This window comes from Pseudomonas yangonensis, from assembly GCF_009932725.1.
GTDB lineage: Bacteria > Pseudomonadota > Gammaproteobacteria > Pseudomonadales > Pseudomonadaceae > Aquipseudomonas > Aquipseudomonas yangonensis.
The window spans coordinates 390,164-413,589 of sequence record NZ_BLJU01000003.1 but is presented as its reverse complement, the minus strand read 5'-3'; the positions used below and the strand labels follow the sequence as shown (position 1 = coordinate 413,589).

Annotated in this window: 17 protein-coding genes and 1 pseudogene; 12 read left to right on the top strand and 6 right to left on the bottom strand. The window is 55.7% G+C overall.

Features of this window, described 5'->3' with window-relative positions:
• Positions 1-145 precede the first annotated feature (145 nt).
• The 3 genes and pseudogenes from GYB81_RS07500 to GYB81_RS07490 form a co-directional block, all read left to right on the top strand.
• On the top strand, positions 146-1,387 hold the full coding sequence (locus GYB81_RS07500; protein ID WP_230090036.1) for an OprO/OprP family phosphate-selective porin: 1,242 nt from the start codon (positions 146-148) through the stop codon (positions 1,385-1,387).
• Positions 1,388-1,521: 134 nt separating this feature from the next.
• On the top strand, positions 1,522-1,851 hold the full coding sequence (locus GYB81_RS07495; RefSeq protein WP_161864282.1) for a DUF2790 domain-containing protein: 330 nt from the start codon (positions 1,522-1,524) through the stop codon (positions 1,849-1,851).
• 85 nt (positions 1,852-1,936) lie between these two features.
• Positions 1,937-2,380: pseudogene (locus tag GYB81_RS07490) on the top strand (IS3 family transposase); the annotation flags it as partial.
• Positions 2,381-2,643: 263 nt separating this feature from the next.
• Here GYB81_RS07490 and GYB81_RS25070 read toward each other — a convergent pair.
• Positions 2,644-2,820 (bottom strand): antitoxin Xre/MbcA/ParS toxin-binding domain-containing protein, encoded by a 177-nt coding sequence (locus GYB81_RS25070; RefSeq protein WP_157761643.1) that lies wholly within the window; start codon positions 2,818-2,820, stop codon positions 2,644-2,646.
• Positions 2,821-3,269: 449 nt separating this feature from the next.
• Here GYB81_RS25070 and GYB81_RS07480 point away from each other — a divergent pair, with 449 nt between their 5' ends.
• From GYB81_RS07480 to GYB81_RS07470, 3 genes are read left to right on the top strand one after another with little or no spacing between them, the layout of a single operon-like run.
• Positions 3,270-4,118: a bis-aminopropyl spermidine synthase family protein gene (locus GYB81_RS07480; RefSeq protein ID WP_178101749.1), complete on the top strand. Its 849-nt coding sequence runs from the start codon at positions 3,270-3,272 to the stop codon at positions 4,116-4,118.
• Positions 4,111-4,686 (top strand): hypothetical protein, encoded by a 576-nt coding sequence (locus GYB81_RS07475; protein ID WP_096825044.1) that lies wholly within the window; start codon positions 4,111-4,113, stop codon positions 4,684-4,686. The genes GYB81_RS07480 and GYB81_RS07475 overlap by 8 nt, the downstream gene beginning before the upstream one ends.
• Positions 4,687-4,700: 14 nt before the next feature.
• Positions 4,701-5,294, top strand: a complete 594-nt coding sequence (locus GYB81_RS07470; RefSeq protein ID WP_157761642.1) for an ATP-binding protein — start codon at positions 4,701-4,703, stop codon at positions 5,292-5,294.
• Here the strand turns inward: GYB81_RS07470 and GYB81_RS07465 are convergent.
• Together GYB81_RS07465 and GYB81_RS25065 are read right to left on the bottom strand one after the other, a co-directional pair.
• Complete coding sequence (locus GYB81_RS07465) at positions 5,287-6,042, bottom strand: hypothetical protein (protein WP_096825042.1); 756 nt, start codon at positions 6,040-6,042, stop codon at positions 5,287-5,289. The two genes, GYB81_RS07470 and GYB81_RS07465, sit on opposite strands and share 8 nt — an antisense overlap.
• A 182-nt stretch (positions 6,043-6,224) precedes the next feature.
• Positions 6,225-6,290, bottom strand: coding sequence for a GlyGly-CTERM sorting domain-containing protein (locus GYB81_RS25065; RefSeq protein WP_124169872.1), 66 nt, complete (start codon positions 6,288-6,290; stop codon positions 6,225-6,227).
• A 203-nt stretch (positions 6,291-6,493) separates the two neighbouring features.
• Here GYB81_RS25065 and GYB81_RS07455 point away from each other — a divergent pair, with 203 nt between their 5' ends.
• Positions 6,494-7,507: a M78 family metallopeptidase domain-containing protein gene (locus GYB81_RS07455; RefSeq protein WP_096825040.1), complete on the top strand. Its 1,014-nt coding sequence runs from the start codon at positions 6,494-6,496 to the stop codon at positions 7,505-7,507.
• A gap of 8 nt (positions 7,508-7,515) precedes the next feature.
• On the top strand, positions 7,516-8,160 hold the full coding sequence (locus GYB81_RS07450; RefSeq protein ID WP_096825039.1) for a hypothetical protein: 645 nt from the start codon (positions 7,516-7,518) through the stop codon (positions 8,158-8,160).
• 58 nt (positions 8,161-8,218) lie between these two features.
• Here GYB81_RS07450 and GYB81_RS07445 read toward each other — a convergent pair whose 3' ends face one another.
• Positions 8,219-8,602 carry a hypothetical protein gene (locus GYB81_RS07445; protein ID WP_233787498.1) on the bottom strand — a complete coding sequence of 128 codons (384 nt, stop codon included), beginning with the start codon at positions 8,600-8,602 and terminating at the stop codon, positions 8,219-8,221.
• Between the two features lie 382 nt (positions 8,603-8,984).
• Here GYB81_RS07445 and GYB81_RS07440 point away from each other — a divergent pair, with 382 nt between their 5' ends.
• From GYB81_RS07440 to GYB81_RS07425, 4 genes are all read left to right on the top strand, one after another.
• The gene (locus GYB81_RS07440) at positions 8,985-9,767 is read left to right on the top strand and encodes a hypothetical protein (protein WP_161897778.1); all 783 of its coding nucleotides are present in this window, start codon (positions 8,985-8,987) and stop codon (positions 9,765-9,767) included.
• A 306-nt stretch (positions 9,768-10,073) separates the two neighbouring features.
• Entirely contained in the window at positions 10,074-11,066 is a 993-nt protein-coding gene (locus GYB81_RS07435; RefSeq protein WP_161864280.1) for a DUF4917 family protein, read from the top strand.
• 48 nt (positions 11,067-11,114) lie between these two features.
• Positions 11,115-12,269: a hypothetical protein gene (locus tag GYB81_RS07430; protein ID WP_161864279.1), complete on the top strand. Its 1,155-nt coding sequence runs from the start codon at positions 11,115-11,117 to the stop codon at positions 12,267-12,269.
• A gap of 163 nt (positions 12,270-12,432) precedes the next feature.
• Positions 12,433-16,242, top strand: a complete 3,810-nt coding sequence (locus tag GYB81_RS07425) for a hypothetical protein (RefSeq protein ID WP_161864278.1) — start codon at positions 12,433-12,435, stop codon at positions 16,240-16,242.
• Between the two features lie 151 nt (positions 16,243-16,393).
• On the opposite strand, the gene avs3b is transcribed toward GYB81_RS07425, so the two are convergent.
• The gene (gene avs3b, locus GYB81_RS07420) at positions 16,394-17,074 is read right to left on the bottom strand and encodes an AVAST type 3 anti-phage protein Avs3b (protein ID WP_161864277.1); all 681 of its coding nucleotides are present in this window, start codon (positions 17,072-17,074) and stop codon (positions 16,394-16,396) included.
• The gene (gene avs3a, locus GYB81_RS07415; RefSeq protein ID WP_161864276.1) at positions 17,052-23,309 is read right to left on the bottom strand and encodes an AVAST type 3 anti-phage nuclease/ATPase Avs3a; all 6,258 of its coding nucleotides are present in this window, start codon (positions 23,307-23,309) and stop codon (positions 17,052-17,054) included. The genes avs3b and avs3a overlap by 23 nt, the downstream gene beginning before the upstream one ends.
• Positions 23,310-23,426 lie beyond the last annotated feature (117 nt).

Genomic DNA, 23,426 nt, shown 5'->3' with positions numbered 1-23,426 from the left:
GACCAATAACCGTCACCCGAACTGCAAAGCATCGCGTCGCCAACACCCAGCACTCGGCGATAAGGAGCCATGCATGTTGATCAAAAGCACCCAACTCTCCCCACTAGCACTCGGCATTCTGCTAAGCCTGCCGGCCTTCTCGGTAATGGCCGGCACGGTCACCACCGATGGTGCTGACATCGTTATCAAGACCAAAGGTGGCCTGGAGGTCGCGACGACCGACAAGGCATTCAGCTTCAAGATCGGTGGGCGTCTACAGGCCGACTATGCGATGTTCGACGACTACTACACCCGTAATGGCAACGCTGCCGATGCGGCATACTTCCGTCGCGCCTATCTGGAATTGGGTGGCACTGCTTACAAAGACTGGAAGTACCAGGTCAACTATGACCTGTCACGAAACACCGGTAACGACAGCGCAGGTTATTTCGATGAAGCCAGCGTGACCTACACTGGTTTCAGCCCCCTGAACATCAAGCTCGGGCGTTTCTACACCGACTTCGGCTTGGAAAAGGCTACCAGTTCCAAATGGACGACAGCCCTGGAACGCAACCTTTCATACGACCTGGCCGAATGGACAAATGACAACTCGGGCATGGGCGTACAGGCCAGCAGCGTACTCGCTGACAGCGTGTTCCTGTCAGGCAGCGTTTTCAGCGAGAACAATAACGATACCGACGGCGACAGCGTCAAACGCTACAACGCTCGCGGCGTTTTTGCGCCGTTGAACCAACCGGGTAACGTTCTGCATGTAGGCCTGCAGTACGCCTATCGCGACCTCAGTGGCAGTGCAGTGGATACTCGCATTCGCTCGCGTATGGGGATGCGCGGCGTCGATACCAACGGTGGCAACAGTGCCGGCGCCAACGGCAACCGTGCGCTGTTCGGTGGTAGCGCGGCCACTGCCGACCTCTGGGAAGACGATGCCGTTTGGGGCGTAGAAGGTGCATGGGCACTGAATGCCTTTTCGATTCAGGGCGAATACCTTAGCCGCACACTCAAGGCCGATCAGGCTAGCAGCGATATAGACGCCAAGGGCTACTATGTGCAGATGGCCTATACGCTCACAGGTGAGCCGCGCCTCTATAAACTCGATGGAGCCAAGTTCGACACCATCAAACCTGCCAACAAACAGTTAGGCGCATGGGAGTTATTCTACCGATTCGACTCGATCAACATAGAAGATGACAACGTGACCAGTAGTAGCGCGACACGGCAGGTCGGTGACGCGGCTGGCAAGGCACACACCCTGGGCGTCAACTGGTACGCCAACGACGTCGTGAAGGTCAGTGCCAATTACGTAAAGTCCAGCACCGACAAGGTCAGCAACTCGGTCGGCGACGACAGCGGTGATGGGGTAGTCATGCGTTTGCAATACGCCTTCTGAGCCAGTAGCAGGCAGGTGAAGATGCTTTCACCTGCCTGCTACTGGCATTTCGCGATTGTAATTTTGGTGCAATGCCTAAGTAAGGCCCGGATCGCTAATGTTTGCGTCGAAAACATTAGCCAATGGGCCTACTTATGAATCTGCTTAAACGCTCCCTTTCTATCGCTCTTCTACTCACTGCATGCAGTACTTACGCGCAGTCCTTTCCCGATGAAAAGGTCAGACAGATCGAGCAGAAAAGCATCGCGATTGCTGAGAAGTACGCCGACAGTACCGGTAAACCAGTGCCGGAAATCCAAGACTATCGTTATGGCATGAAGCTGAACGTAGCCAAGGTCATCTACCAAAGCCCGAAAATTGAGTACTGCGGTGTGATACCTCAGATCATGGTTTTTGAAGACACAAGCGAAGAATTGCGAAGTATTCGCTACCGGGGTCTCGGCGAGTGCCGTAATCAGCGCTAACGATATTGGTCTGTCTCGGAACTGGTGGACAGGTAGTTAAGAGCTACTGCTCGCATTTCGCCGCTCAAACTCCATCGGACTGAGATACCTGGCCGCGGTGCTGGATCTGCATACACGGCGGGTGATCGGCTGGGCGTTCTCGGCCAAGCCAGATGCTGACCTTGTGATCAAGGCGCTGGACATGGCCTACGAGCAGCGCGGCAAGCCACAGCAGGTGCTGTTTCATTCGGATCAGGGCAGCCAGTACGCCAGTCGCCTGTTCCGGCAACGACTCTGGCGCTACCGGATGCAGCAGAGCATGAGCCGCCGGGGGAATTGTTGGGACAATTCGCCAATGGAGCGCCTGTTCCGCAGCCTGAAGTCGAAGTGGATCCCGTCGACGGGCTACCTGGCGGCGCAGGAGGCGCAACGGGACATCAGTCATTACCTTATGCACCGCTACAACTGGATCAGGTCGCATCAGTACAACGGCGGGCTACCGCCCGCCGTGGCCGAAGAAAAACTCAACCTACTGTCCGGGATGGGTTGACCACTACAAGATGATCACTCGGCAGTGCATTGAAGATATCGTAGACGGCGCGATTAAGTCCGGTTACCAGGCAGTTGCCGGGAATGAACCGCAGTATGGTGTGACATACCCCATCCTAATTGTGTTGGATCCTGCGATCCTCACACCGCCGATTGAAGTTTAAATCTGCTCGATACACTTGTACCTTTCGTAAGGTGATATCAGGTCGCCTTGGGCCGTGATTTCCAGAAGAGCGCCCTGAAAGGCTGTAGCCGCTGACCTATCTACACGACTCCGCCATGCTCAATAGCATGCAGCACTCGCTTGGCACTTTGATATCCAGCCGCAGTCCGACTCATACTCCTAGGGGTTGCTCCCCCCAAAGCGATGTTAGGCCGATCCATCCAGTCAAAGGCCTGCTTGTGGTCTACAAACACCTCTTGGGCTAGTCGTTCAAGCATGGCGTCTACCATTGCCTCGCTGGACTCTCTCATCGTCCCCCCTATTGAGATGGGTTTGCCTCCTAACCTCACCAACTGAGCCTTAATTGGTATCAGAGGACTAGCCGGGGCCACTCAGGTTACCCTTGATACTCGGCATCAAGAGCAGGTGCTACTGCAGGCTCTGTGGCACTTGCCACAGGTGACCTGCTCCTCGGGTCTCAGTACCGCGTTGGTCGTAGTAGGGGCCGTTCTCCGATCAGGAGACGGCTATGGCAAAGCGAGGTCACCCTAAAAGGGCCTCCTCGTACCATGTTTCATCACCGGTATAAACGCCCGGGAGAGGAAGCTCATGGGCCGCACATCGAAGGTAGCATGATCCTATCCCCATCAAAACGCCCATCGGGCTGGACGCTGGGCTATCCTTGGGTGGAGCACCAACTGCGACAACTGAACTCATCTACACAAGGATGTTAATAGTGAAGTTTGATCTGAGGAGCGCAATTAATAGCATTTCTGATGTGGTCATGAATCGCCCCGCCCCGCTACGGGAGTTCGATCAGATCTACATGAAAGTAGCTGACATGGTCGTCCAGGCCGAGTACGTCGCTCGTGTTTTCAACAACAAGAAGGTCGTTTTCGTGGGAGACGGCGACGGCATCGCCCTTTCAGCCGCCCACCTCAAGGCACAAGGTGTGATCGACTATGGCCCCTCGTCGATTACGCTATTGGACTTTGATGAACGCATCGTTAACTCAGTTCTTCGGTTCGGCGAAAAGCTGGCTCCGAAAGTGGCTATCACTGCTCACCTCTACAACGTAGCCGATCCGCTTCCCACCGAGCATTTTGGAGCCTACGACGGCTTCCACATAAACCCTCCATGGGGTGCGAGCAATGCCGGTCAGAGCGTCACCGCATTTCTGGAGCGTGGCAGCCAGGCCACCCATGACAAGGGCTTGGGAATTGTAGTGATCGCGGATGATCCCGACCTTGCTTGGACTCAAGAGGTGCTCCGCGACACTCAGAAACGAGCAATCGACCTTGGCTACGTTGTCTCCGAGCTGCTGCCCCAACTGCATCTTTATCACCTGGATGATGCCCCTGATTTGCGCTCGTGCTCGTGCCTATTTCGCAGGGTACAACCAGACCTGATGGAGAAGTCCTCCGAAAAGCTTTCGAGCGATCGCCTGCGCAATTTCTATGGAAAGAACAATCCGCTGACCTACAAGTACGTGAGGGAGAAGCCAGACCTCAATGTCAACCGGGAGGCAGAACAGCGCTATTCACTTGAACATTACCTGGAGACTCCAGATGCCTAACCCGCTCACTGATGGACAGGGTGTGATTTTCATGAAGGTAGGCCTCCATGCCTCGGAGACTCTTGAAGATATCGTTAAGAGGAAGCAGCGAGAGTACGAGCAGGCCGGGTCAATCTTCTGGGGATATGGCGGGAGCTCCTGCCACCCCAAAACGATGGTGCAACCATTCGGCAGGACGATGGAGGAAGCAGGGAAGCACCTCCTAATCATCATGCACGAGATGAACTCGAAGCATACAGCCCCGCCAGTGGCCGCTGCTGAGTATTCGGAAGATGGCGTCGACTGGCTTGCGGTTCCAAAGGGTATTGAAGTCCGCGGCTCACGCTATGCCCTAGTCCTCGATGAGCTGTTGATTGATGAGTTTGAGGTAAACCTCAACGAGTTTGAGGTCGGGCTCGGACAATCCCGGGGCAAAGCTGCTTCTGACTACCTGAAAGGTCAGAACGATAAGGGCTGTCTGATTTTCCATGAGCCCCATATTCCTCCCCCCCCAGAGCAGCGCATCACCAAGCAAATAGGGCTCATTGCCAGGGTGAAGCCACCGTATGCCGTCTTCTTAAGGAACTGACAGAGGGTCGAGCGTTGGGAAAAATCATCTACCTGACTGGGGCCCCGGCCACAGGGAAATCCACGCTAACTGCAGACCTGATTATGCGGGCTTCGCAGGTAACTGTTTTCACGTACAGCAAGGAGCTCGCCCGGGTTACCTCAACACGAGTCGGCCCGGTAACCCAAAACGATATGAGGGAGCAGTCAGCCAAGCTGATAACTCGAGAAGACGTTGAAGTGGTAGATGTCGAGCTTATTCAGGAAGCAAGGCGTCTCAAACAAGCCGATGGCTACCTGGTCATCGATTCGCACCCCGTCACGATCGAATCCTTCGGCTTTAGGGTTACCCCCTTCACCAAAGAGATGCTCCAACAGCTAGCTCCTGATGTGATTGTTTGCCTTTATGCTGATGCCGAAACTCTGGCCTCACGCATCAAGGCTGACCCTGCTGGCCGCCCATTACCACCGAAATCAGAGCTTGAACGGCACGTTGATCTACAGAGTCAGGTCGCCTCGATCTACGCCATTGAGACCGGAGCATCTCTGTACTTTCTGGATGCCTCAAAATCACGAGCAGAGGTGTTGAGCAACTTTCTGAAGGTCACTCGCATACCCGAGCTCAAATAGCAGCGCTTAAGCTTTGGTCAGCGCAGAAAAGATCGAAAGTAATGGGGCTTCGACTCTCCGAGCTACGCTTACTGCGCAGCTTGGTTACAAGCCTATTCCAATCCTCCACGGTTCCGTAGGATGAGACCTCAACGATGGCCTCAACATCGCATTGGGTAAGCAGGGCTGGATCAGAAAGCTGTACCGAATAGGGTGCAGCCATGTTGGCGGTAAAACTCACCGGATACTTCTTAGCAACGTTCCCGCTGACCGCATACTCAGCGTTTCGCACTACCGCTGTCACCTGAGACGCCCCCAGCGGCTTGTCACTTGAGAAGTTCCTCAGGAATGCGGCCGTGACCTGCATTTCCGTCCCCCCGCCCAAACTGTCGACGGATCGGCACACCAGTGCGTAATGGCTGGATTTTCGCCGACCAGAAGGCAAATCAGCTCGACTGGTGATCAACACATGCTTCGGCAATGGCTGGGTATTACCTCGCTCATCGACCCAGCTATTCCAGACCAACACATCACCCGGCGTCACATCGATGGCCTTCGCCTTACTAGGCATGGGAGAAAACAAGACCTGAATTTCGCCATCCATAGACCCGGCTGCGTCGCGAGCATTGTCACCTAGCGATTGGCCTATACCCCAGAAAAACAGCCCATCGCCCAACTGACGCTCCCACTCCTTGCGGCGAATGATCAGGTCGAGAGCCTCGCCTGATTCGACACCCATTTTGGTCCAGCAGAAGGTAGAGGGAATCATCGCAGTGGTTTCCAAGATTGGTAGCAGACAGTCTACCAAATTCTATTCATCTATTAAATAAAATAGCATATATTGAATATCATGAATAGAAATCATATCCACGAGTCTTATGCCCGTCTTTCCACTGCCTTACGGCAGGACTCCCGCAACGATTCTGAAATAGCGCGGCTAAGCGGGGTTTCTCAGCCCACGATTTGGCGTCTCCGCAACCAAAGCACCGCGAGGATAAGAGCTAGCGGCCAATTCATTAAGCTATGCGCCTTCTACCAGCTTAATGAATTGCAGGAGCCGCTGCGTGAGGCTTCATTGGAGGGCGAGCTAAAGGGTGCAATAATGAACATCTGGGACGGCTCGGAAGCCCATGCGCGGGCCTTGATCAAGGTTATTCGAAGCCTCAAAGGGCTCGCTCAACCTCAGCACACGCCCGAGACCACCACTGAAGGAGGTCGAAATGCCGAACACGCACATTGACCGTATTTTCGGAGTGCTCGAGTCAGCAGGCTATCCACGAGATTTCCAGCATTCGCTTCTTCCTCACTGGGTAACCAGCGAAGTGCTCCAGGATGAAGGAGCAACCCTTGAGGTAGCGGCTATTTTGGCGAAGCGGCTGGGCCTGAGAGTCGCCCCCCTCTTTGCTGATAACCCAGGCCTTGAAGAGCTTCGCAGACGAGATACGAAGTACAAGCGCTCGATCCCTAACAAATCCAAGAACCTCAATGCTGCGACATCACTTGCCATGTTCGTAGCTGAATCGGTTGCCTACGCGACCCCCTTCAAATATCAGCCGTTCCCTACTGATCCGTTTGAGCTGCGAGCAGAAATCCTAGGTACTGAGGGCGGTAATTGGCTCGGCCTGCGTAACGCGCTGCAAGCATGCTGGCGACATGGCGTACCAGTGATCTATTTGGATCACGTCGGGGAAGGTCTTCCCAAGATGGACGGCATGGTCACCGCCGTAGATGGCCGACCAGTCATCATCCTGTCCAAGAAGAGCACATCTTGGGCTTGGCAGCTGTTCATCATCGCCCACGAGATTGGTCATTGCGCTCTGGGACACATAGGGCCGGACGAGATACTCATTGATGAGTCTCTCGGGGAGCAATCGTATGCTCTCGATGATCCGGATGAAGATGAGCAAGCAGCTGACCACTTCGCCATCACCCTGCTCAACGGCAGGGAAAACGCGACCTATACCTCTGGAACAAGCAGCATGTCCGCACGGGGCCTAGCGCTGGCCGCTATGGATTATGGCAAAGCGAATAAGGTGGACCCAGGCCACGTAGTCCTCAACTTCGCTAAGCACAACGATGCTTGGCCCTTGGGAATGGCAGCCACAAACATGCTGCAGGAGGGAAAGCCCCCGGCGGGTATAGTCATCAACGACTTGCTATGGAGATGCATTGAGCATAGAGCCCTCCCCGATGACACCCTAGGACTGCTAAGCCGCGTGGCACCGGCCAAATAGGGGCTCGTATGGCGCTTAATCTCTTCGTAGACAACGACGTGATTTTGAAGCTTGCCCAGTACGGGATCCTCGAGCGCCTGCCCGAGCTATTTAGCGACCAGAGCGAGCACGTCCAATTAATTGTTCTGGACTCTGCCAAATACAAGCTCCTACCTAGGCGCAGTCGCTTGGAACTCTGTGGAAGCGAGGAAGTGGCTCTTCAGGTTGAGCATTTTCTTGATAGCGCTACGAAGTTGTCGCCTAGCGTGGTTGACCTCAATACGTTAGAGATCTTCAACGCTGCGCCAGGAATCGATGCTGGAGAGGCACTCCTTTTCGCTGCAGCGGCAGGCGATGACAACGGCAGGGTACTAACAGGGGATAAGCGCGCGCTATCCAGCCTACTAGCCCAGGATCCCATGCAGCTTACCTCCTGGCTGACCAACAAGCTGATCACTCTGGAAGCGCTGATCCAAGGATTTGCCCACCTAGATCTACCGGCCATCCAACACATGGTTAGAGCCAACGCCGGCGTAGATAAGGCCCTCACAAATGCGTTCGGCGTATCCGCCCCAGCTTCCAAAGACAGCGTGCAGGCTGGCCTTCAATCCTACATTGAGCACTTAAGGAAAAGCTTGGGAGGGCTCATAAATAGCGGCCCTCCGTTTACCTAGCTTGCCCCCTGGCTCGACGGCGCTCCATACGATCTATGCGTTGGTTCAGGCGACTTCGTCAGAACTGAGTGTTCTGGAGCGTTTCAGCTACTGCGGCAGAATGCTTGGCCCTACCTTTGGTTGCAGTGACCTTCTGGGTGGTTGTAATTACTTCAATCTTGAGGGCGAAGTCATTGGCATAGGGACGGTTCTGAAAGAGCTGCCGGAGGTAAGCTACAAATCGCTCAGCTAGCTCGACGCTATCCAGGTAGAGCGCCTTGTACGAGAGGCGACCGGTAGGGCTCGCATAGAGCCCGGCAACGATGTCCTCATCTCTATAGTGGGGATTACTAAGATTCGACGGGATAAGACGGTGGGGTATCTCGACTCGAACCGTCGCGTACTCCACGACCGATTTGTTCGGAAAATCCCCAGCGCTACGCAACTTCTTTGAGTCGGTCACGACATCAGTCCTTTACTGTCAAAAAATTATTGTGACGTTATCACGCCTGAAGCAAACCACATCGAAGCCCAAATAGCTGCTTGGCCCCAAAGCTACGCAGGATATTGCCGATGTATAACGATGTCGCCAACAAAGGTTAACGCAGCATCCCACTGCGTCACTGCGATCTTTGGCCAGCCGTCTTGAGCTCCGTCCGGGCTAAAAAAGACCGGCAGCCCTCTTCACGCTCAGTACAGCTCGGATGATCATGAGGCTTGCTCACACCCAAAGGTCGCAATATCCTTTTCGCAGGTCGGCTCAACCACACCTGCCACCGGGTGAAACGAAGCTGCGGTAATACCCTTACGTCTTCCCCATCAGGGTCGAAGTGTAATCGGTGGCCATGACCCGTTTATTGGGAGAAGGCTCTATGCTCTTCGTGCCTCCGTGCGCTAACGCGCTCCGTACTGTAAAAACCCGCCTGTCTACTGTTCTTCCCCATATATCGTCGTCGCACCTCACCGAAGCCCTCGCGTCCTCTGCTGGCTTTAGAACCAATGCAGCTCTTCGGGCATCACTCTGGGAGCCAGGAAAGGATCCCGCGTCCTTTCCGGCGCTTGAATTTCACGATGGGAAGTTCCTAGAGCGACTACGCCAATTTGACTACGAGGACACCGGAGAGTGGCCTGGCTTTTCTCGCTTTGCAAAGCAGAAATGGATCGGCACGATGTACCGTTCAGAACGTGCAATGTGTGCGCGAAATCTGTTAACCGCAGCGATTATTTCCGGACTCACTCAACGCCTGTTCGGGTTAGGCGCTAAGGAGAACTTCTGGCCAGGCGCTGACATCGACAATCGAACCGGCCGATCCAAGACCGGTACCTTTTTCCATGTATGGATGCCGGAGGGGGTACCGACGCTGGCCTGGGTGGACGATAACGGGATGGGTGAGCTCACCGTCAAAGTCGCATGCTGGCCAAAGGATGATCGTATTCGCTATTCGGGTGGGTTTGAGTCTGGTGAGGCGACTGCAATTGGTTGGCTTGAACGGGCGAACGGCACCTGGATCATGAACGACCACCGTGGGGGTATCGATCTAGCCGTTCGCCGGACGGTACAGGGGCGAATCGCCCGGGCAATTTCGCCAACCATAGGGTTCCAGGATCAAGGAGCCTTCATTTTCTGAGTAAGCAGCACCCTGATGATATGGGGTGATAACTGGAGAAGCCGCCTTTGCAGGCGACTTCTTCCGTGAGGTATGAATCATCTCTCCCATGAGGGCAATGCAGCCGTTGAGCAAAAAATGATCAATTATCTATGCAGAGATAATTCTAGATAATTCACACATGGCCAAGCACGGTGCTATGTACGGCCCAGTCGAATCATGTACTGGCAAGGTGCTATTTATGCATATGCGGGTACGTGCTAAAGCTGTGCTTGAGGATCGGCCTTGAAGTCAGGGCTCAAATGACTGGATGCCAGGGATAGATCTATGCCTTACGAGATTCGTGATTGGGAAGAGATCGCCGGTGACTTCGAGCGGGGTACCGTTCTGGTCGGCAACGGGGCAAGCATCGCGGTCGATAGAAACTTTGGCTATGACGCCCTCCTGCAGGAAGCTCGTCGGCGAGGCTTGCTTACGGCCCAGGTAGAAGACCTTTTCAGGTCATTCGATACAAATGACTTTGAGTTGGCGCTGCGCCTGGTTTGGCATGCAACCATGGTCAATTCTGCGCTTCAGATTCCTGATGGCGTCACACGTCAGGTGTACCAAGAAATTCGCCACGCGCTCATTGAAACCGTGCGTGCTGTGCATCCTGCTCACGCCAATGTAGCTGCTCGCCTTCCAAGTATGTACCGCTTCCTGAAGCAGTTCAGAACGGTCCTTTCTCTGAACTACGACCTGCTTGTGTACTGGACAATGACCTACGGGCTAGACGTGCAGGATCAACATAGGTTCAAGGACTGCTTCTTGGATGGAAGCTTCGACGATGACTGGGGGCGCTTTAGAAGGAATGCTGGGGAGCGGGCAAATACGCTGGTCTTTTACCCCCACGGTAACTTGGCTCTGTATCGAGACGTGTTGGACAGAGAGGGCAAGATTCATGATCGGGGTGCCGGACTTCTTGGGGCAATTCTCCATGCTTGGAGCTCTGGCAATTTCATTCCCTTGTTTGTCAGCGAAGGTACTTCGGCTCAGAAGCTCTCGGCGATCCAGAACAGCTACTACCTATCCACGGTTTACCGGGAGGTTATCCCGTCGTTAGAGGGAGCTCTCGCCATCCTCGGCTGGGGAATGGGGGCACAGGAGGCACATCTACTCCAGCGGCTTTCGAAATCGAATGTGGCTCGGGTTGCGTGTTCGGTCTACCAGCGCAACCAACAGTTCTGTGAAGATGCGTTCCGTACTCTGAGAGAGCACTTGGGTGAAGAAATTGAGGTTGTGTTTTTTGACAGTGCTTCTGCCGGGTGGGCAGTCGTCTAGCGCCAATCTGAACGCGCTAGAGAATGAAGGTTGATGCGAGAAGGTTTCATGAAGAAAAAGCTGCAGCTAGCACTCCGCAAATACGAGCCGATCCCTCCTACACTTCAGGGAGCGACCGAAGACAAGGCCAAAAATATCATCGATCTGGACCTTGCTGGCCTGTATCACCACTTCTATCTCGATACCTACGGCACTCAACCCCCATCTCCAGATCCAGCTCATTTTGAGCACACGAGGTTCTTGATGCCGGATGACGAGCTTCGCTTTCAAGGTGATGGTGTGGGTGCTTCAACCAATGCCAGGAGGAGCAAATCCAGCGAGATGGGGCAAGCATTCTGTCGTTGGTTTCTGCACGAGCATGTGGGGATTAAGTACTTCGCGCATTTGGATAGATTGATTGATGACCCTAGTAAGAACCTGCAGGGATTCACTGTAGAGCGTGCTGCACCAGGGGACATTCCCGACTACCTATGTAGTGATGGAGCGGGCTCTGTTGTGCTTGCTGAGGCGAAAGGACGCTACTCCTCAGTAGGCTTCGACACGGAGGAATTTAAGCGTTGGCGAGAGCAGTTCAAGCGGGTTCGGGTGCTTGATGCCAACGGTAATGCTGTGAGGGTGAAAGGCCATATCGTCGCGACCAGGTTTGCGACCGAATCTAAACCCAATGTTCACAGCAAGCTGTATGCGGAGGATCCGAGCACAGAGGGTCGGGAACCGATCTCGGGACTCACGGCGCTCCTTCTGTCCGAGCAAGTCATCGCCAGCCACTACAGCGATGCGCTGATGAAGCTTGACCAGCCGCACTTAGCTTTTGCCATACGTCGATCATTGCGCTTGGAGCGGCAGAGCATCATCCCGGTGACTCTTTGGAGGTTAGCCTTTGAAGGCCAAGAAATGCATTTTGTAGGCGGCTACTATGCAAAAGAAACCAACGAGCCATTAATTGACCTCGTAAGCAACCAGATTAAGCATCGCAGTTGGGATCCCTTCAGGTTAGGTGTTCACTCCGGGACATTTGTGGGTATTGAGTATTCAGTCTTCAAACATCTAGTGCGCGTGGCCCGCGGTGAAAGGAGGCTGATAGACGGCCTGCCTGAGGTTGAGCTCGTCAGAGATATCTACAGCGGAATTAGCATGCTGCGTGACGGTTCAATCATCGGTCCATTGTCGATGTTTATGCCTGTTGGCCGGCTGGATCTCTAAGTGCTGTGGTCACGAAAACTGGACGCTGGTTGAAACTCATCCGTATCCGAGCAGGCAGTCTCAACCAAAGACGTAAATTACACATCTGAGTCTGGGTGATCTCCTGCGGCTGCGGTCTGCACTGTGATCTCGTCAAGCCAGATTGGGTATCGGGATAAGGGAATTGAAAAAGAAAAAGTGCAAGAAGTCAGCTCGCACACCGGCTAAAAAACCACACCTGTCAACTGAAATGCAGCGTGTTATAGACGAACGGCGGAAGATATTTGACCAAGCCTTCCAAGTATCCTGCAGCCGGGTCCGTGAGGTTCTCACCCGCTTCCGTCCAGGTGACGCGCTCACTGCCGTCAACATCTTGGATCTCTGGCAACCAAATCGTGCTAGCCAAGTGAAGCATCAACTCGCCTTCAGCCTGTTGGTGTCGACACCGGCTGATAGTTTCGCCCCTGCCCGCATGACCACTTACGAGGAGTTCTCAGATTTCTGCAGCGCACTAATCGAGGCCTTGCCAGATTTCCACATGCTGGAGGATTACGTGCCGGAGTTAGACTGGGGCGAGGTGAAGGTTCTTCTCGGGCAAGAGCCGGTTGCCATTCTGCATGGCGGCCCCGTACAACGCATTGTCGATCATATTGAAGCATTCCGTATCTGCCACGCGGATGGCACCCAGGCCACGTGCGATCTGGAGAATGCAATCCGACTGCAGGGCGAACTTCTTCGCATAGTTCCTAATAATGGCGTAGATCAAGACCAAACAACTCCTGGGCATGTCGAGGTGCCACCAACGCCTTTTTGGGAGGTTCTCTCGCTGGCATTAAAACAGTTGCCAGGGGTTGAGAAGCTTCGAGATCCCTACGTCGTAGAGCTGGGACACCCTACCTCTTGGCATGATGCAAGTAGCTTCAGCGAAGCAGTGATAACAGGCAAGGCAGTGCCTTGGCTTGCGGCTAGGATCCATGGAGTGCTCTTTGCCGTTTCGCTACGGAACCCAGTGACTGTTGTAATCGACTCTTGGGCCAAATCTGCGCAGGACGCCCCTGCCCGAGTTGCTACGCGCCTGAGCAGTTACGTGGCAAAGCGAATCCAGAGTCATTCCTGCTTGACCGGGCCACTGCTACTACGCTCGGGCAGTGAGCGTGCGCCGCTCCCCATTGCCGCCGCCCTCTTCGACGGTTCACACAACTTCTTGGTGGTCCCCGTACCACCCGACCAACTAGCATTGGCCGGCAAAGCTGTGACCGCTATGCGCCGTATCATGCGAAACAAGGACTGGGGTCTCCAGCTCGCAGGCACCTCCGAAGGGTTCCAGCTCCGGGATGCCAACGGCCAGGTCCCCGGGCCCCGGGCGGTGCATATCCTATTGGTGAATGCTTCTGTTTCTACTGAATTTTCTATGGCCAAGCAGCCGAGCCCTGACGCTCGCCTGATGCCTCTAGTAGATGCATGTACGATTTTTGATTCGATTGTATCGGTGGAAGAGCTGGCACGGTTCTGGACGTACGTGGATGGCCTAGAAGAATTTGGTGGCGGCTCATTCAGCGATTTGGGCGATCTGTTTGGGTCATTCCGAGACGTCCATGCGCAGATCATTGAAGGAGCGTTGACCCCTAACTTTCTGAGCTTGGATCCCCACTGGGGAGCGTCTTGGCGCTACAGGCAACTCAAAGAATTTTGGAAACATGCGCCGCTCATCTTTCCGGACGAGGACAGTGTCTGGGAGGTACGTGAACGCAAGGGCATAAGTTCGTTGACATGTGTCATTGCCAAAAATGCTCCAAAACTTGCGTGGTCGTCGGTGATAGGTGCAACTACCTTGAACTTTATCCTTGATGCACAGGCAGTTGGTTTGGCGCCGCAAGATGGCTCGTTACTTGAGCTCTTTGTGCACTGTGCTGCGGATAGCATCGGCGAGCGAGCATCGATTATCGCACCGTCCCTACAGCTTCCCTTCAGTCGTATCAATCTGCATTGCTTCAGTGCAGATCACCTACTGGCGTCCGCAGGGGAAGAACAGATTAGGCAGTCAGCGACTATGCCTCTCATCCCAGGTTGGGCAGATATGCCTAACCCGGACGCCCACAGTTACCAAGCCCGACTCACCGTCAACTTGGCTAAACTCGTGCAAGATTTGGAGGATGCCGAAAATGCACGTTTCGAAGCTGACTGTGCATTGGTGATCGTTGACCACCTGTTCTCCGTGCTGGGGAGCGCAATGCCGTTCGAGCTGCGTCAAGCCCTGACGGACACAGGTACTCGCCGACCACGCTTTACCCTCAATCACATGCAGCGCACAGTGGACGTACCGGACTTTACTCTGTCACAGGTGCCGAGAGCTGAGGACTACAAAGTGGCCCGACGCGATCTAGCCATCCAGCTTAAAGCGCAAGGCGTGGCCCCCGGTATGTACGAGCTTGATGACGCCAAGGCGCTGATCAACCCGGCCCGTGCGGCATACCGAGATGCAGTGCACCAGCGCATTCGCGCACTAGATCGCGAAAGCCTGCTGCAATATTGCGTTGAGCAACACGACGCTTTGATCGCTTCATATGACCGCGACGAACTTAGAATTACGCAAAGTCTTCGCCATGAGGTTGATTTCAACCGAGAGGAAACTCTAGCCGAGGCCCATGGGAAATTTGTCCGTGAGAGTAGAAACTACCGCTACCTGCTCGAGAGTGCATTGGTTTTGACCTCGCGTCAAAAATCGCCGGCACAAGCTGAAGCGGTCCTTTCTATTCTGGCTATGGTCGACTGGCTCTTTGTTCTATATGGCGCCAGCGATGTACTACATCACGGTATTGAGGTGGGCGGCCTTCGGGTAGACGACCAGTACGTTCCGGAGGTCTTTTACTCAGAAGTGCGTAATTCGCAGGAAGACTTGTATGGGCGAGAGATGGCGGCCCTGCGATTGGGTATCAACGTGACGGAGGAAGACAAGGTCACGACGGAGCTCTCAGTACAAGCATATATTGAGCTCTTAGATACCGCGTTCCTGAAAGACCTACGGTTCTCTTACTCACATATGTTGCAGGTACTTTCCACACTCATCCAGTGGGTATCGGCCGGCGGCGAACAAGAGCTCGCCTGCAGCTACGTCTCCAACAGGCAACTTATGGCAGAGCGGATAGTGAACGCTTACCCAGAAATGTCTATAGACGCAGCAAAAGAGGTAATAGAGTTTCTCCTGCTTACGCCCGAGCAGGCCTGGCGCTTGTTAGGCAGGGATGTCACTGAAGACGATGTCCCGGTCTGGGAGCACTCCAAGCGAGGCAGTCGTTACACAGTGCGACCGCTCATTGAGTTATCAGGCGGTCGATTGCTATGGGGGGCAGCAGCAGCGGAAAGGGCTAGACGCATCTGGACTGGATCAATTTCAGCGGGTTATCTGCCTGCTGACTACCCCTGGCCAGCAGTAAATTCCGCCGTAGCTCAGCTTAAGAAGGAGTTGGAAGGCGGACTGGAAGACCGCGCATACCAAGTTTGTTCTCGCCTCATCCCCTATGTCATTAAAGGCATAGACTTCAAGCGCCGCTTTCCAAAACAGCAATTTCCGGACGTGGGTGATTTCGATGTACTGGCTTACCTGCCGGAGGAAAACCATTGGCTGACCGCTGAGTGTAAATACAATCAGCCCGCCTTTTGCCTGAAGGACACACGTCGACTTCGGGATCGGATTTTCGGGCGGGGAGGCGATTCCGGCCAGCTGGGAAAAGTTGAAAGGAGGCGCAACTTCTTAGCTCAAAATACAGACACTTTGCGAAACTTGCTTGGGTGGCCAGAACCCGCAGAGAAACCGCTCTTAATAACGGAGCTTTACGTGTCGAAGGACATGCACTTTTGGTTACGGTTCCCCCCGTATGAGGTGCCCACGTACTTTGTGCAAATTGACACCTTAGACGCATGGCTGAGGTCTGCCGACTCACCACTTGTTATCAGAGATGCTAATGCAGAGCACCTTAGAGCCAGCCCTGTGTAACTAGCAGCTTTACCGGGACTAATGGCTGGCCTGTCCTCTGCGGAAATTTCGCTGAGCACATGGCCGCTTTGAGCCTGTCGTGTCAGGCCGGAGTCGGCCAAAAGCTGCCGACGAAACTAGGGCAACTCAGTGGAGCGCGGAGTCTTTCTTCTCAGTCATCCACCTCCTCAGTATCTTGCGGAAGCGTCTCCCTCATCTCGCTGGCCAGAGACAAAGCTACTTTCGCAAAGCTCTCCAGCCTATCGGCTCGATTGAGCATGGCCTGTTTATTTGCCTCTTTTTGGCGCTTCAGCAAGCCTTCTGCGACGAATCTTGAGACCCGCAATTCCACTGTTGCTTCCAAGCCGCCCTTGACGACCTCCTCTAGCCATGGCTTGACCACGTTGACTGACCGTTCGGCGGCAACGCTGAGTGCGCAACGGATCAGCTCCCTGGCCGCGTGATCGATGCCGATCGCGAACTCGAAGAGTTGCTTCTCGTCCTCTGAAGCACCTTCAAGCTCTTCGCTGCTGGGAGGGCGCGCGAAAAATCTGGGTGCATCTGCCTCATTCACACCTAAGGAATTGAGCGTACACAGCAGTGGGTCTAGCTCCCTAAGCGGCCGCATGTACGGAGGCAAGGTGTACCGGTGTGCCCAGAGTTTCAGGATGACATCCACGCACTCCGCCACCGCTGAATCGCGCGCGGTTTCGGGCGCATCCTCGGCAGCGGAGATTTTCTCGGCTACTAGGTGCGCCATCCATTGGGCAGTGACATCGTCGCCGAGCGTCAAGCCGGCAACGATCCGCTTGCCGAGCTCGATGACAGCCTTAGAGCGATCTAGTGATTCCATCGTGTCCGATCAAGTAGTAGCGGTTGTAGGGATAGTTGTAGAAGGAGTAGTCATCGCTGGCTGCCTCCTCTTTCGGTGGCTTGCGACGAACCTTGACGCAGACAATCAGAGATGTGCTCGGGTGCCCATCCAACAGTGCGCGAATGAATTTGTCGTCGGCGCTGAGCCGAGTGCCGGTCAGGACATCGCGCTCCTCCCCGTAGCCTGTGCTGCGCGACCACGATTCGCTTCTAGCCTTGCCACCCCCTGGTAGCGTCCACGATCGCGCGTCTGGATCCGTCATCGGATTCAGGACATTGAGGATTTCCTGACAAGGCCGCGGGCCCGGGTTGGCCACCTTGCCAGCCCATGGGTCATATTCGTCAAGGCTCAACGAGTCGCTTTCCGTCTTGACCCAGCCGAGCAACCTCAGCTCTGGATCATCAACCTCCTCCCGATGGTCGATGTGATCCGCGTCTGGAAGATAAATGTCTCCTGGGTTAGGGCTAGTCTGCATGGCGGCTAGGAGGGCCGCCGCATGATAAGACGGAACGAGTACAGACCTTATCGACACCGTTTCACCGTTGGCCGCATCGGTGGTCGTCCAATGGCCCCATAGGGCCGTCATGCCATCGTCAGTTGTCAGTTGATCATCCAGGTACTGTCTATCGACATGCCAACACCATGAGGCATCTGATCGATCGCTACCCGACGAGGCGGCCTTCAGGATCTCAGGATCGCGCCGGTCCGCAAGCCACCTGCCATCACCGCGAGTGAGCAACTGACCTCTCAACCAATCGTCGAACGGATCCTCTTCCTCATCAGCGCGACGGCGTACAGGCTTGGTCTCCAAGAGCTGACCAGCGACGAACATCATGGAGTGATAGGACTGGTAGACGACTAAGTCCTCAACTCTGGGCATACTTCCATGCGAGTGGTTTGTCTCTTGCCATCGAATTAGTCCGCGTTTATGGCGTTGATCATCTATGCGAAGGCGAGGCCCTAACGACATACGACCACGCAAGACTGCCCGTGCTCGTTGTTCGATCGACTGTTGATTCAAACCGAAGACGCGGCCCAATGGTGCGAACCAATGGGGGCCGATGTCGATACCGAAGAAGTACCTCTCGTCGTCTGAGGCTTCGTCATCCGAGTCCTCGTCATCAACGATCTCATACTCGCCATGAGCATAGACTTCCATGGCAAGCGCAGAGCGGTTTGCGCCGTTCGCGATGGCAAGCAGATCCGAGGGCAGCGGAGTAACTTCGTTCAGGCGCCTCAATGTATCCGAGGCAAAGTGCCGGATGACAACGTGCCGCTCCCTTACGGCTGAGTCAAGAAACCCTAGAAAAGGAGCAACGGCATGAGGTGCGTCTATGGCGCCCCGTGCCAAGGCAATGCAGAGCCATTGGCGGGCATGCCACTCATAAAAAAACAGGCCGCCGTCAACGAATGGCTGCGGGGCGGCGCTCGATGCGCGAGTGGCCAGCACGGACAACAGCGATTGCCAGTCGAGCTCAAGACAGTTGCGGACGCAGTGGGCGTGTTCCCAGCGTTCCGAAGTGGACGGGCGCGCCAGACCCGCCCATAAGTAGCCGGCTAAGGCTTCCTCGCAAGAGGATGACGGTGCGAGCGATTTGTTCCAAGGGCCATCGCCGTCCTCGCCGTCGAGAATTCCTTCAAGCAGATCAAAGCCGAAGCTCAACACTTCATCGGCCTCGTCGCTGGTCAAGTGCCGCGAGAGAGGCTCCACCAGATGGAACAAGTCGTTCGCATCAAGTGTGTCGAGCTGCGACAGGTATCCCTTGATCCGAGCTGACGCGACGTCCTTCTCCAAGATGATGCCCTCTGCATAGAGACCATCAAATGGGCCCTTAGAACCCCAACCGCGGCGCCCCACTCGGTTGGGCTCGCTTGTAGCCAGCAAAAGGGCTGCCTTTCTGAGTTCGCTGCGGACAGACAGGAGCCTCTTGCTCGGCTCGGAGAGGTGCCTGATGACGTCCATGAAGCTGAACACACTGAACTCGTCGTCCAACTGGATCGCACGGAGGTATCCGTCGATCTCCGACAGTTTCGCGCGCCGACAGCCTTGCTCATAGAACTCGCGAATGTACGAACGACCGTCAACTTTCTTGAGCGATTGCCGTGCCGCGAGAACCGCAGCTGCGTCGCAGAGATCGACGTCGTTGAAGATGGCATCCCAGTCAGGCTCCTGCGCCTCATTGCGGCGCCCCGACCAGGACGCGCGAGCAGCAGTCACCGACTCGCCGGCTCCTTTGGCCGCAGAGGCCTGAAGCAGCCTTTCCAAATCTGGAAGCGACATCGCCACGGAGTCGGCCAGAGCCTTAAGTTCTCGACAGGAAGGCGTTTCGTGGGGCTGAATACGGAGGAATCGGTGGGCGATCCGCAGGATTGATCTTTTCCGATTGTTGTCGGATTCCACTCCGATGGCGGCTTTGATGTCACTGATGCGCTTCCATCCCGCCCCGGTGCCACTCAGGGCTACCGCGGCCTTTTGGGGAAGGAGTCCTCGGTCGATCAGACTGTAGATTGCGACGGGAAATAGCTCGCCAGCAAAACCAAACTCTCGGTCCCGCCAGCGGCTCAAAATTGCGAGACTGGATGAAGGACAAAGGCCGACCAAGCCTTCGACTAACCGGTCCCAGTCCATGTATTTGTCTCGGGCCATGTGCTCGTAGCTAAGCTCGGCAATCCTGGCCAGTCGATAGGCGGTCCGAGGCCTGGCCTGGTCCGGGCAATGCGCAGCATCCGTGAGGTCCAAGAACGTTGTCCATCGAGAGAGGTGCTCCTCTCCGATCTTGCTGGCGATATCGATCGCCTTGTTGAAAAAGGCAGTCGCTTCCGGCCTGCTCACGCAAAAGATGGCGCGCGCTAGCTCCTGAAGATCGTCAACCTGTGTCTCCGCATCGCTGCGCGACGCGGTAAGCTGATCGAACGCCTTAGAGCTGAGTCGCAGTGAGAGGTCGCCCATCCCTGCTGTTCGCGCGGCGATATGGCACATCCTCGTGAGGGTGCTTGAGTAGATGCGGTCGTTATTGTCGACCCACTTCAGCAGTGCGTCGATCTGAGCAGGCTTAACGGAGCCCGCATCGCGAAGGATCTGTACCCATTCGATGGCAACCGCCTTCTCCCAATTGAAGTTCCGCTGATAGTCACGCGACGACGCAGATTTTGTCTGTCCAAGCGCAAGCTCGACTTCGTGATCAAGGTTGAGAGGCTGGCGGCCACAGGCGATTTCAGCGGCCAAGATGAACCAGGGGAGGACGCCCCCAGTCATTTGCTGCAACTGGGACGCTTGTTGGCTCTTAACAGGAGATCCCTTCGTCTCAAATTCAGGGCGAACATCTTTGGGCGCCAGATCAATCAACTCAATTCGTTTTCCGCGCAGAGCGGCTTCCAAAGCGTAGGCCCGAATGAAGTCCGCTCGCTCGTCATCGAAGTCATGGAGCTGGTGAGGCGGATCTTCTGGCAAATACCGGCGTATCGTCTCTGCCCAAGTCGCATCGTCGCGCGGGAGGCATCTGAGGGCCAGAGTAATTGCAGACCGGACTCCGTCTAGTACGTTTCCCCTGGACCTCCATGAGTGATCTTCCTCGGGTAACTTGACCTTAGGGTCGACCAAGATGCCCATCAGATGGCGCAGCGGCTCAGCCGGCAACAGATGTGCGTTCCGGGCCGATTCGGTTGCTAGGCCCAGCATCATCCAAGCATCCCCCTTGGCGTGCTCGGCGAGCTCATCGATTCCCTTGAAGTCCCCGACGTCCGCAAGTCGGGCGGCCACGCGTTTCGTGGTTCTCAGTACGGTGGACTTGGGATTCCATGCTTTCAGGAATTGTGCAGCCTTAGCTGGGCCCTGCAATCTCAGGACTCCGATAGCAAGTTCGGCGATATCGGCGTCGTCAATCTCGTCCTCCTTGCGGCGCTTGGGTGGCAGCTTGCTCCAAGCGATCAACGACTCCCATGCCATGCGTAACCTGCTTCTCGCCTCTGGGATGAGGTCATCGTATCCGGCGAGCAGCGCCGCCTCGTACGCGTGATGAGAGCCGAGGAATCCGCCGCCGAACGTGCGCCTGGAGACCATTTCTTCGATGCGATCTGGCGCAAGCAGAACGCAGGCAATGTCAGTGTTATTCTGGATAAGCGTGTTCTGGCGGGCCTCGCCGGCCACCTCGCCGCCAACCTTCAGCGCGAGCTTGGCGGCAGCAACATATCGCCCCTGCTGCAAGCATGCTCTGAGCGCGAACATCAATCGCTGCAGCTCGACGTCTCTTCGCTCGAGAGGATTGAGCTCGGGCAAGCTCTCATTCGAGAGCGCCAGGGCGATCAACTCGTCCATTCGGCCAGCCGACAGCAGCAACTGCGGCAGCGCCGCCGCCACATAAGAGCTGGTCGCCGCGAGCGGTTTCAGCTTTGAAAGAAACGCATCGAGTGAGGCCGCATCGGGCTTATACGTTTCATTGAACCAAGTCTCTGCAGGTTCGTCAGTGAAGTGCAGACCTGAGTCTTTGACGAAGAGTGGCCGCCCGAACTCTGTGGCAAACGTACGGACGGCGCTCTCGGGAACACCGGCGATTTGGGCCAAGATTGAGATAGGCACCAGGGGGCGGAGCACCGCGAGGCCCTTGCAGATGAGATCTATCTGATTCGCTTCTGTCGGGCCCCACTCGGCTTTCAGCCTGTCGATGGCTTTCGTCAGCAGACCTCCGATCGCGTGCTGGACCGTTGTGGGTGTTGGCCCCAGGGCCCTGAGCATGTCACCGATGGGTGGGGTGCCATCCATCGCCAGTGCTTGAACGCGGGGGTTATCACTGCTGAGAAAGGCGAATTCCGCAGCCTCCGCGTCCGTCGCCTCTGGATAGCTCAGCCGTAAGTGTGTGGCAGTCTCAGCCTTGGAGAACGACTCCAGCTTAATCACGATGGCGTCGAGGGGAGCTCCCAGGTGGCTCTGCCGGTGTGATCTGCATGTGAATGCCAAACGCACCCCGTCGGGCATGTCCGTGTTGATCAAGTCATGAACAAAGGCACGCTCACCGATCTCATGTGCCGCCATGTACGCGTTGTCGGCCGCATCGACGATGATGCAAAGACTCGCCTGAGGTGTGCGGGCTCTAAGAAGATCAATGGCCTGCTTGAGCCGAGATACGAAGGCCCGCATGAACTGCTTGGGGTCCGTGCCGCCGGACGGAATCAATGGCAGGCAAAGCTGCTGTCCTGAGAGCTCGTTCGCAATTTGGACGAGGGCATCGCGGTACCGATGGCGATACTTCAAGGCTTGGCGATAAGTCCCGTCACCGAAGCAGTCGTACAGAACCGCCACCGAACCAGCAGGCATGGCACGGGCCAGGTAAGCAGAAAGAGTCGACTTGCCCACGCCACCGTCTGCGTGGATGACAACAGGGCGTTGTGCGGTGAGCAGCGTCGCCAGGATGTCTGCCTGCTGCGCTCGTGGAAGTACCTGCCTCGGCTCCGAGATCAACGAGGGCGCCGGCAGGAGATCGATTTCGGTCACCCGCATTGAGCGGAGTACGTCGTAGAGTCGGACGGAGCGGTCCTTCACTCCCTCATCGGTTGCCCGGCGGGTGACCAGTTCCTTCAACTGGAGCGCTGCCTCGGTGTCCGGTTCGGACAGGTATGCGCTCAGGTCCTGACTTAGGAGATTGCGCTGTTCCCATAGATCCGGTTCACCAGCTTCAACTGAGAACGCGGAGAAGAAGCTCTGTACGTTACTGCCAGCTAACGCCGCGTAACGTTTCAGCAGCTCGTCAATTTCACGGTGCCGCGGCGCTGTCGCCCCCGCAGCGATATCGGCCAACGCCTCCAGAACAGTTCCATCCATGGGCCTGTTCGTCAGAAAAATGAACTGAACCTTACTCACCAGGGCGTCCAGGCCAAGCGACGCCTCCAACTTCTCGAAACGCGCTGCAAAACCCTCGATGGTTCCTTTGAGGCCGCTTGCCGTCCAAGGAACTTGCGCTTGCCTGGACGAGTGTTTGAGCTGCACATAGCGGATGGACTTTGCCGCTATAACGTCCTCGCTCCCGTAGTACAGGCCGACGTCAATGACCTCGTCGCCAGCGCTCGTAGACGCATCCCCCTCGTCCAGTGACGCTCCTTCGATCGTCACCGCGACCAGGCCACCCGCCACGGCAAGCAGCCCGAGGCATTGCCGGGCGGCCCATTGATAGTGGAACTGGTCGCCGCTTCTGGAGGGGCCTACAGAGCCTTGTTTCGCCATATTATCTGCACTCCCTGCATCCGCCTTTTTAACGGAGTTTACAGGCCCGAGATGCCCTCGGTAGATCTGCCTACGGCCAGTTCCTAACTTCAAACGTTATGGCGCGCTTTCGGGCGT

What these genes read in the sequence shown, in the direction of transcription:
- GYB81_RS07500 (WP_230090036.1), top strand. Translation starts at nt 146, where the DNA reads ATGGCCGGCACGGTCACCACCGATGGTGCTGACATCGTTATCAAGACC.
- GYB81_RS07495 (WP_161864282.1), top strand. Translation starts at nt 1,522, where the DNA reads ATGAATCTGCTTAAACGCTCCCTTTCTATCGCTCTTCTACTCACTGCA.
- GYB81_RS25070 (WP_157761643.1), bottom strand. Translation starts at nt 2,820, where the DNA reads ATGCTTGAACGACTAGCCCAAGAGGTGTTTGTAGACCACAAGCAGGCC.
- GYB81_RS07480 (WP_178101749.1), top strand. Translation starts at nt 3,270, where the DNA reads ATGTTAATAGTGAAGTTTGATCTGAGGAGCGCAATTAATAGCATTTCT.
- GYB81_RS07475 (WP_096825044.1), top strand. Translation starts at nt 4,111, where the DNA reads ATGCCTAACCCGCTCACTGATGGACAGGGTGTGATTTTCATGAAGGTA.
- GYB81_RS07465 (WP_096825042.1), bottom strand. Translation starts at nt 6,042, where the DNA reads ATGATTCCCTCTACCTTCTGCTGGACCAAAATGGGTGTCGAATCAGGC.
- GYB81_RS07455 (WP_096825040.1), top strand. Translation starts at nt 6,494, where the DNA reads ATGCCGAACACGCACATTGACCGTATTTTCGGAGTGCTCGAGTCAGCA.
- GYB81_RS07450 (WP_096825039.1), top strand. Translation starts at nt 7,516, where the DNA reads ATGGCGCTTAATCTCTTCGTAGACAACGACGTGATTTTGAAGCTTGCC.
- GYB81_RS07440 (WP_161897778.1), top strand. Translation starts at nt 8,985, where the DNA reads ATGACCCGTTTATTGGGAGAAGGCTCTATGCTCTTCGTGCCTCCGTGC.
- GYB81_RS07435 (WP_161864280.1), top strand. Translation starts at nt 10,074, where the DNA reads ATGCCTTACGAGATTCGTGATTGGGAAGAGATCGCCGGTGACTTCGAG.
- GYB81_RS07430 (WP_161864279.1), top strand. Translation starts at nt 11,115, where the DNA reads ATGAAGAAAAAGCTGCAGCTAGCACTCCGCAAATACGAGCCGATCCCT.
- avs3b (WP_161864277.1), bottom strand. Translation starts at nt 17,074, where the DNA reads ATGGAATCACTAGATCGCTCTAAGGCTGTCATCGAGCTCGGCAAGCGG.
- avs3a (WP_161864276.1), bottom strand. Translation starts at nt 23,309, where the DNA reads ATGGCGAAACAAGGCTCTGTAGGCCCCTCCAGAAGCGGCGACCAGTTC.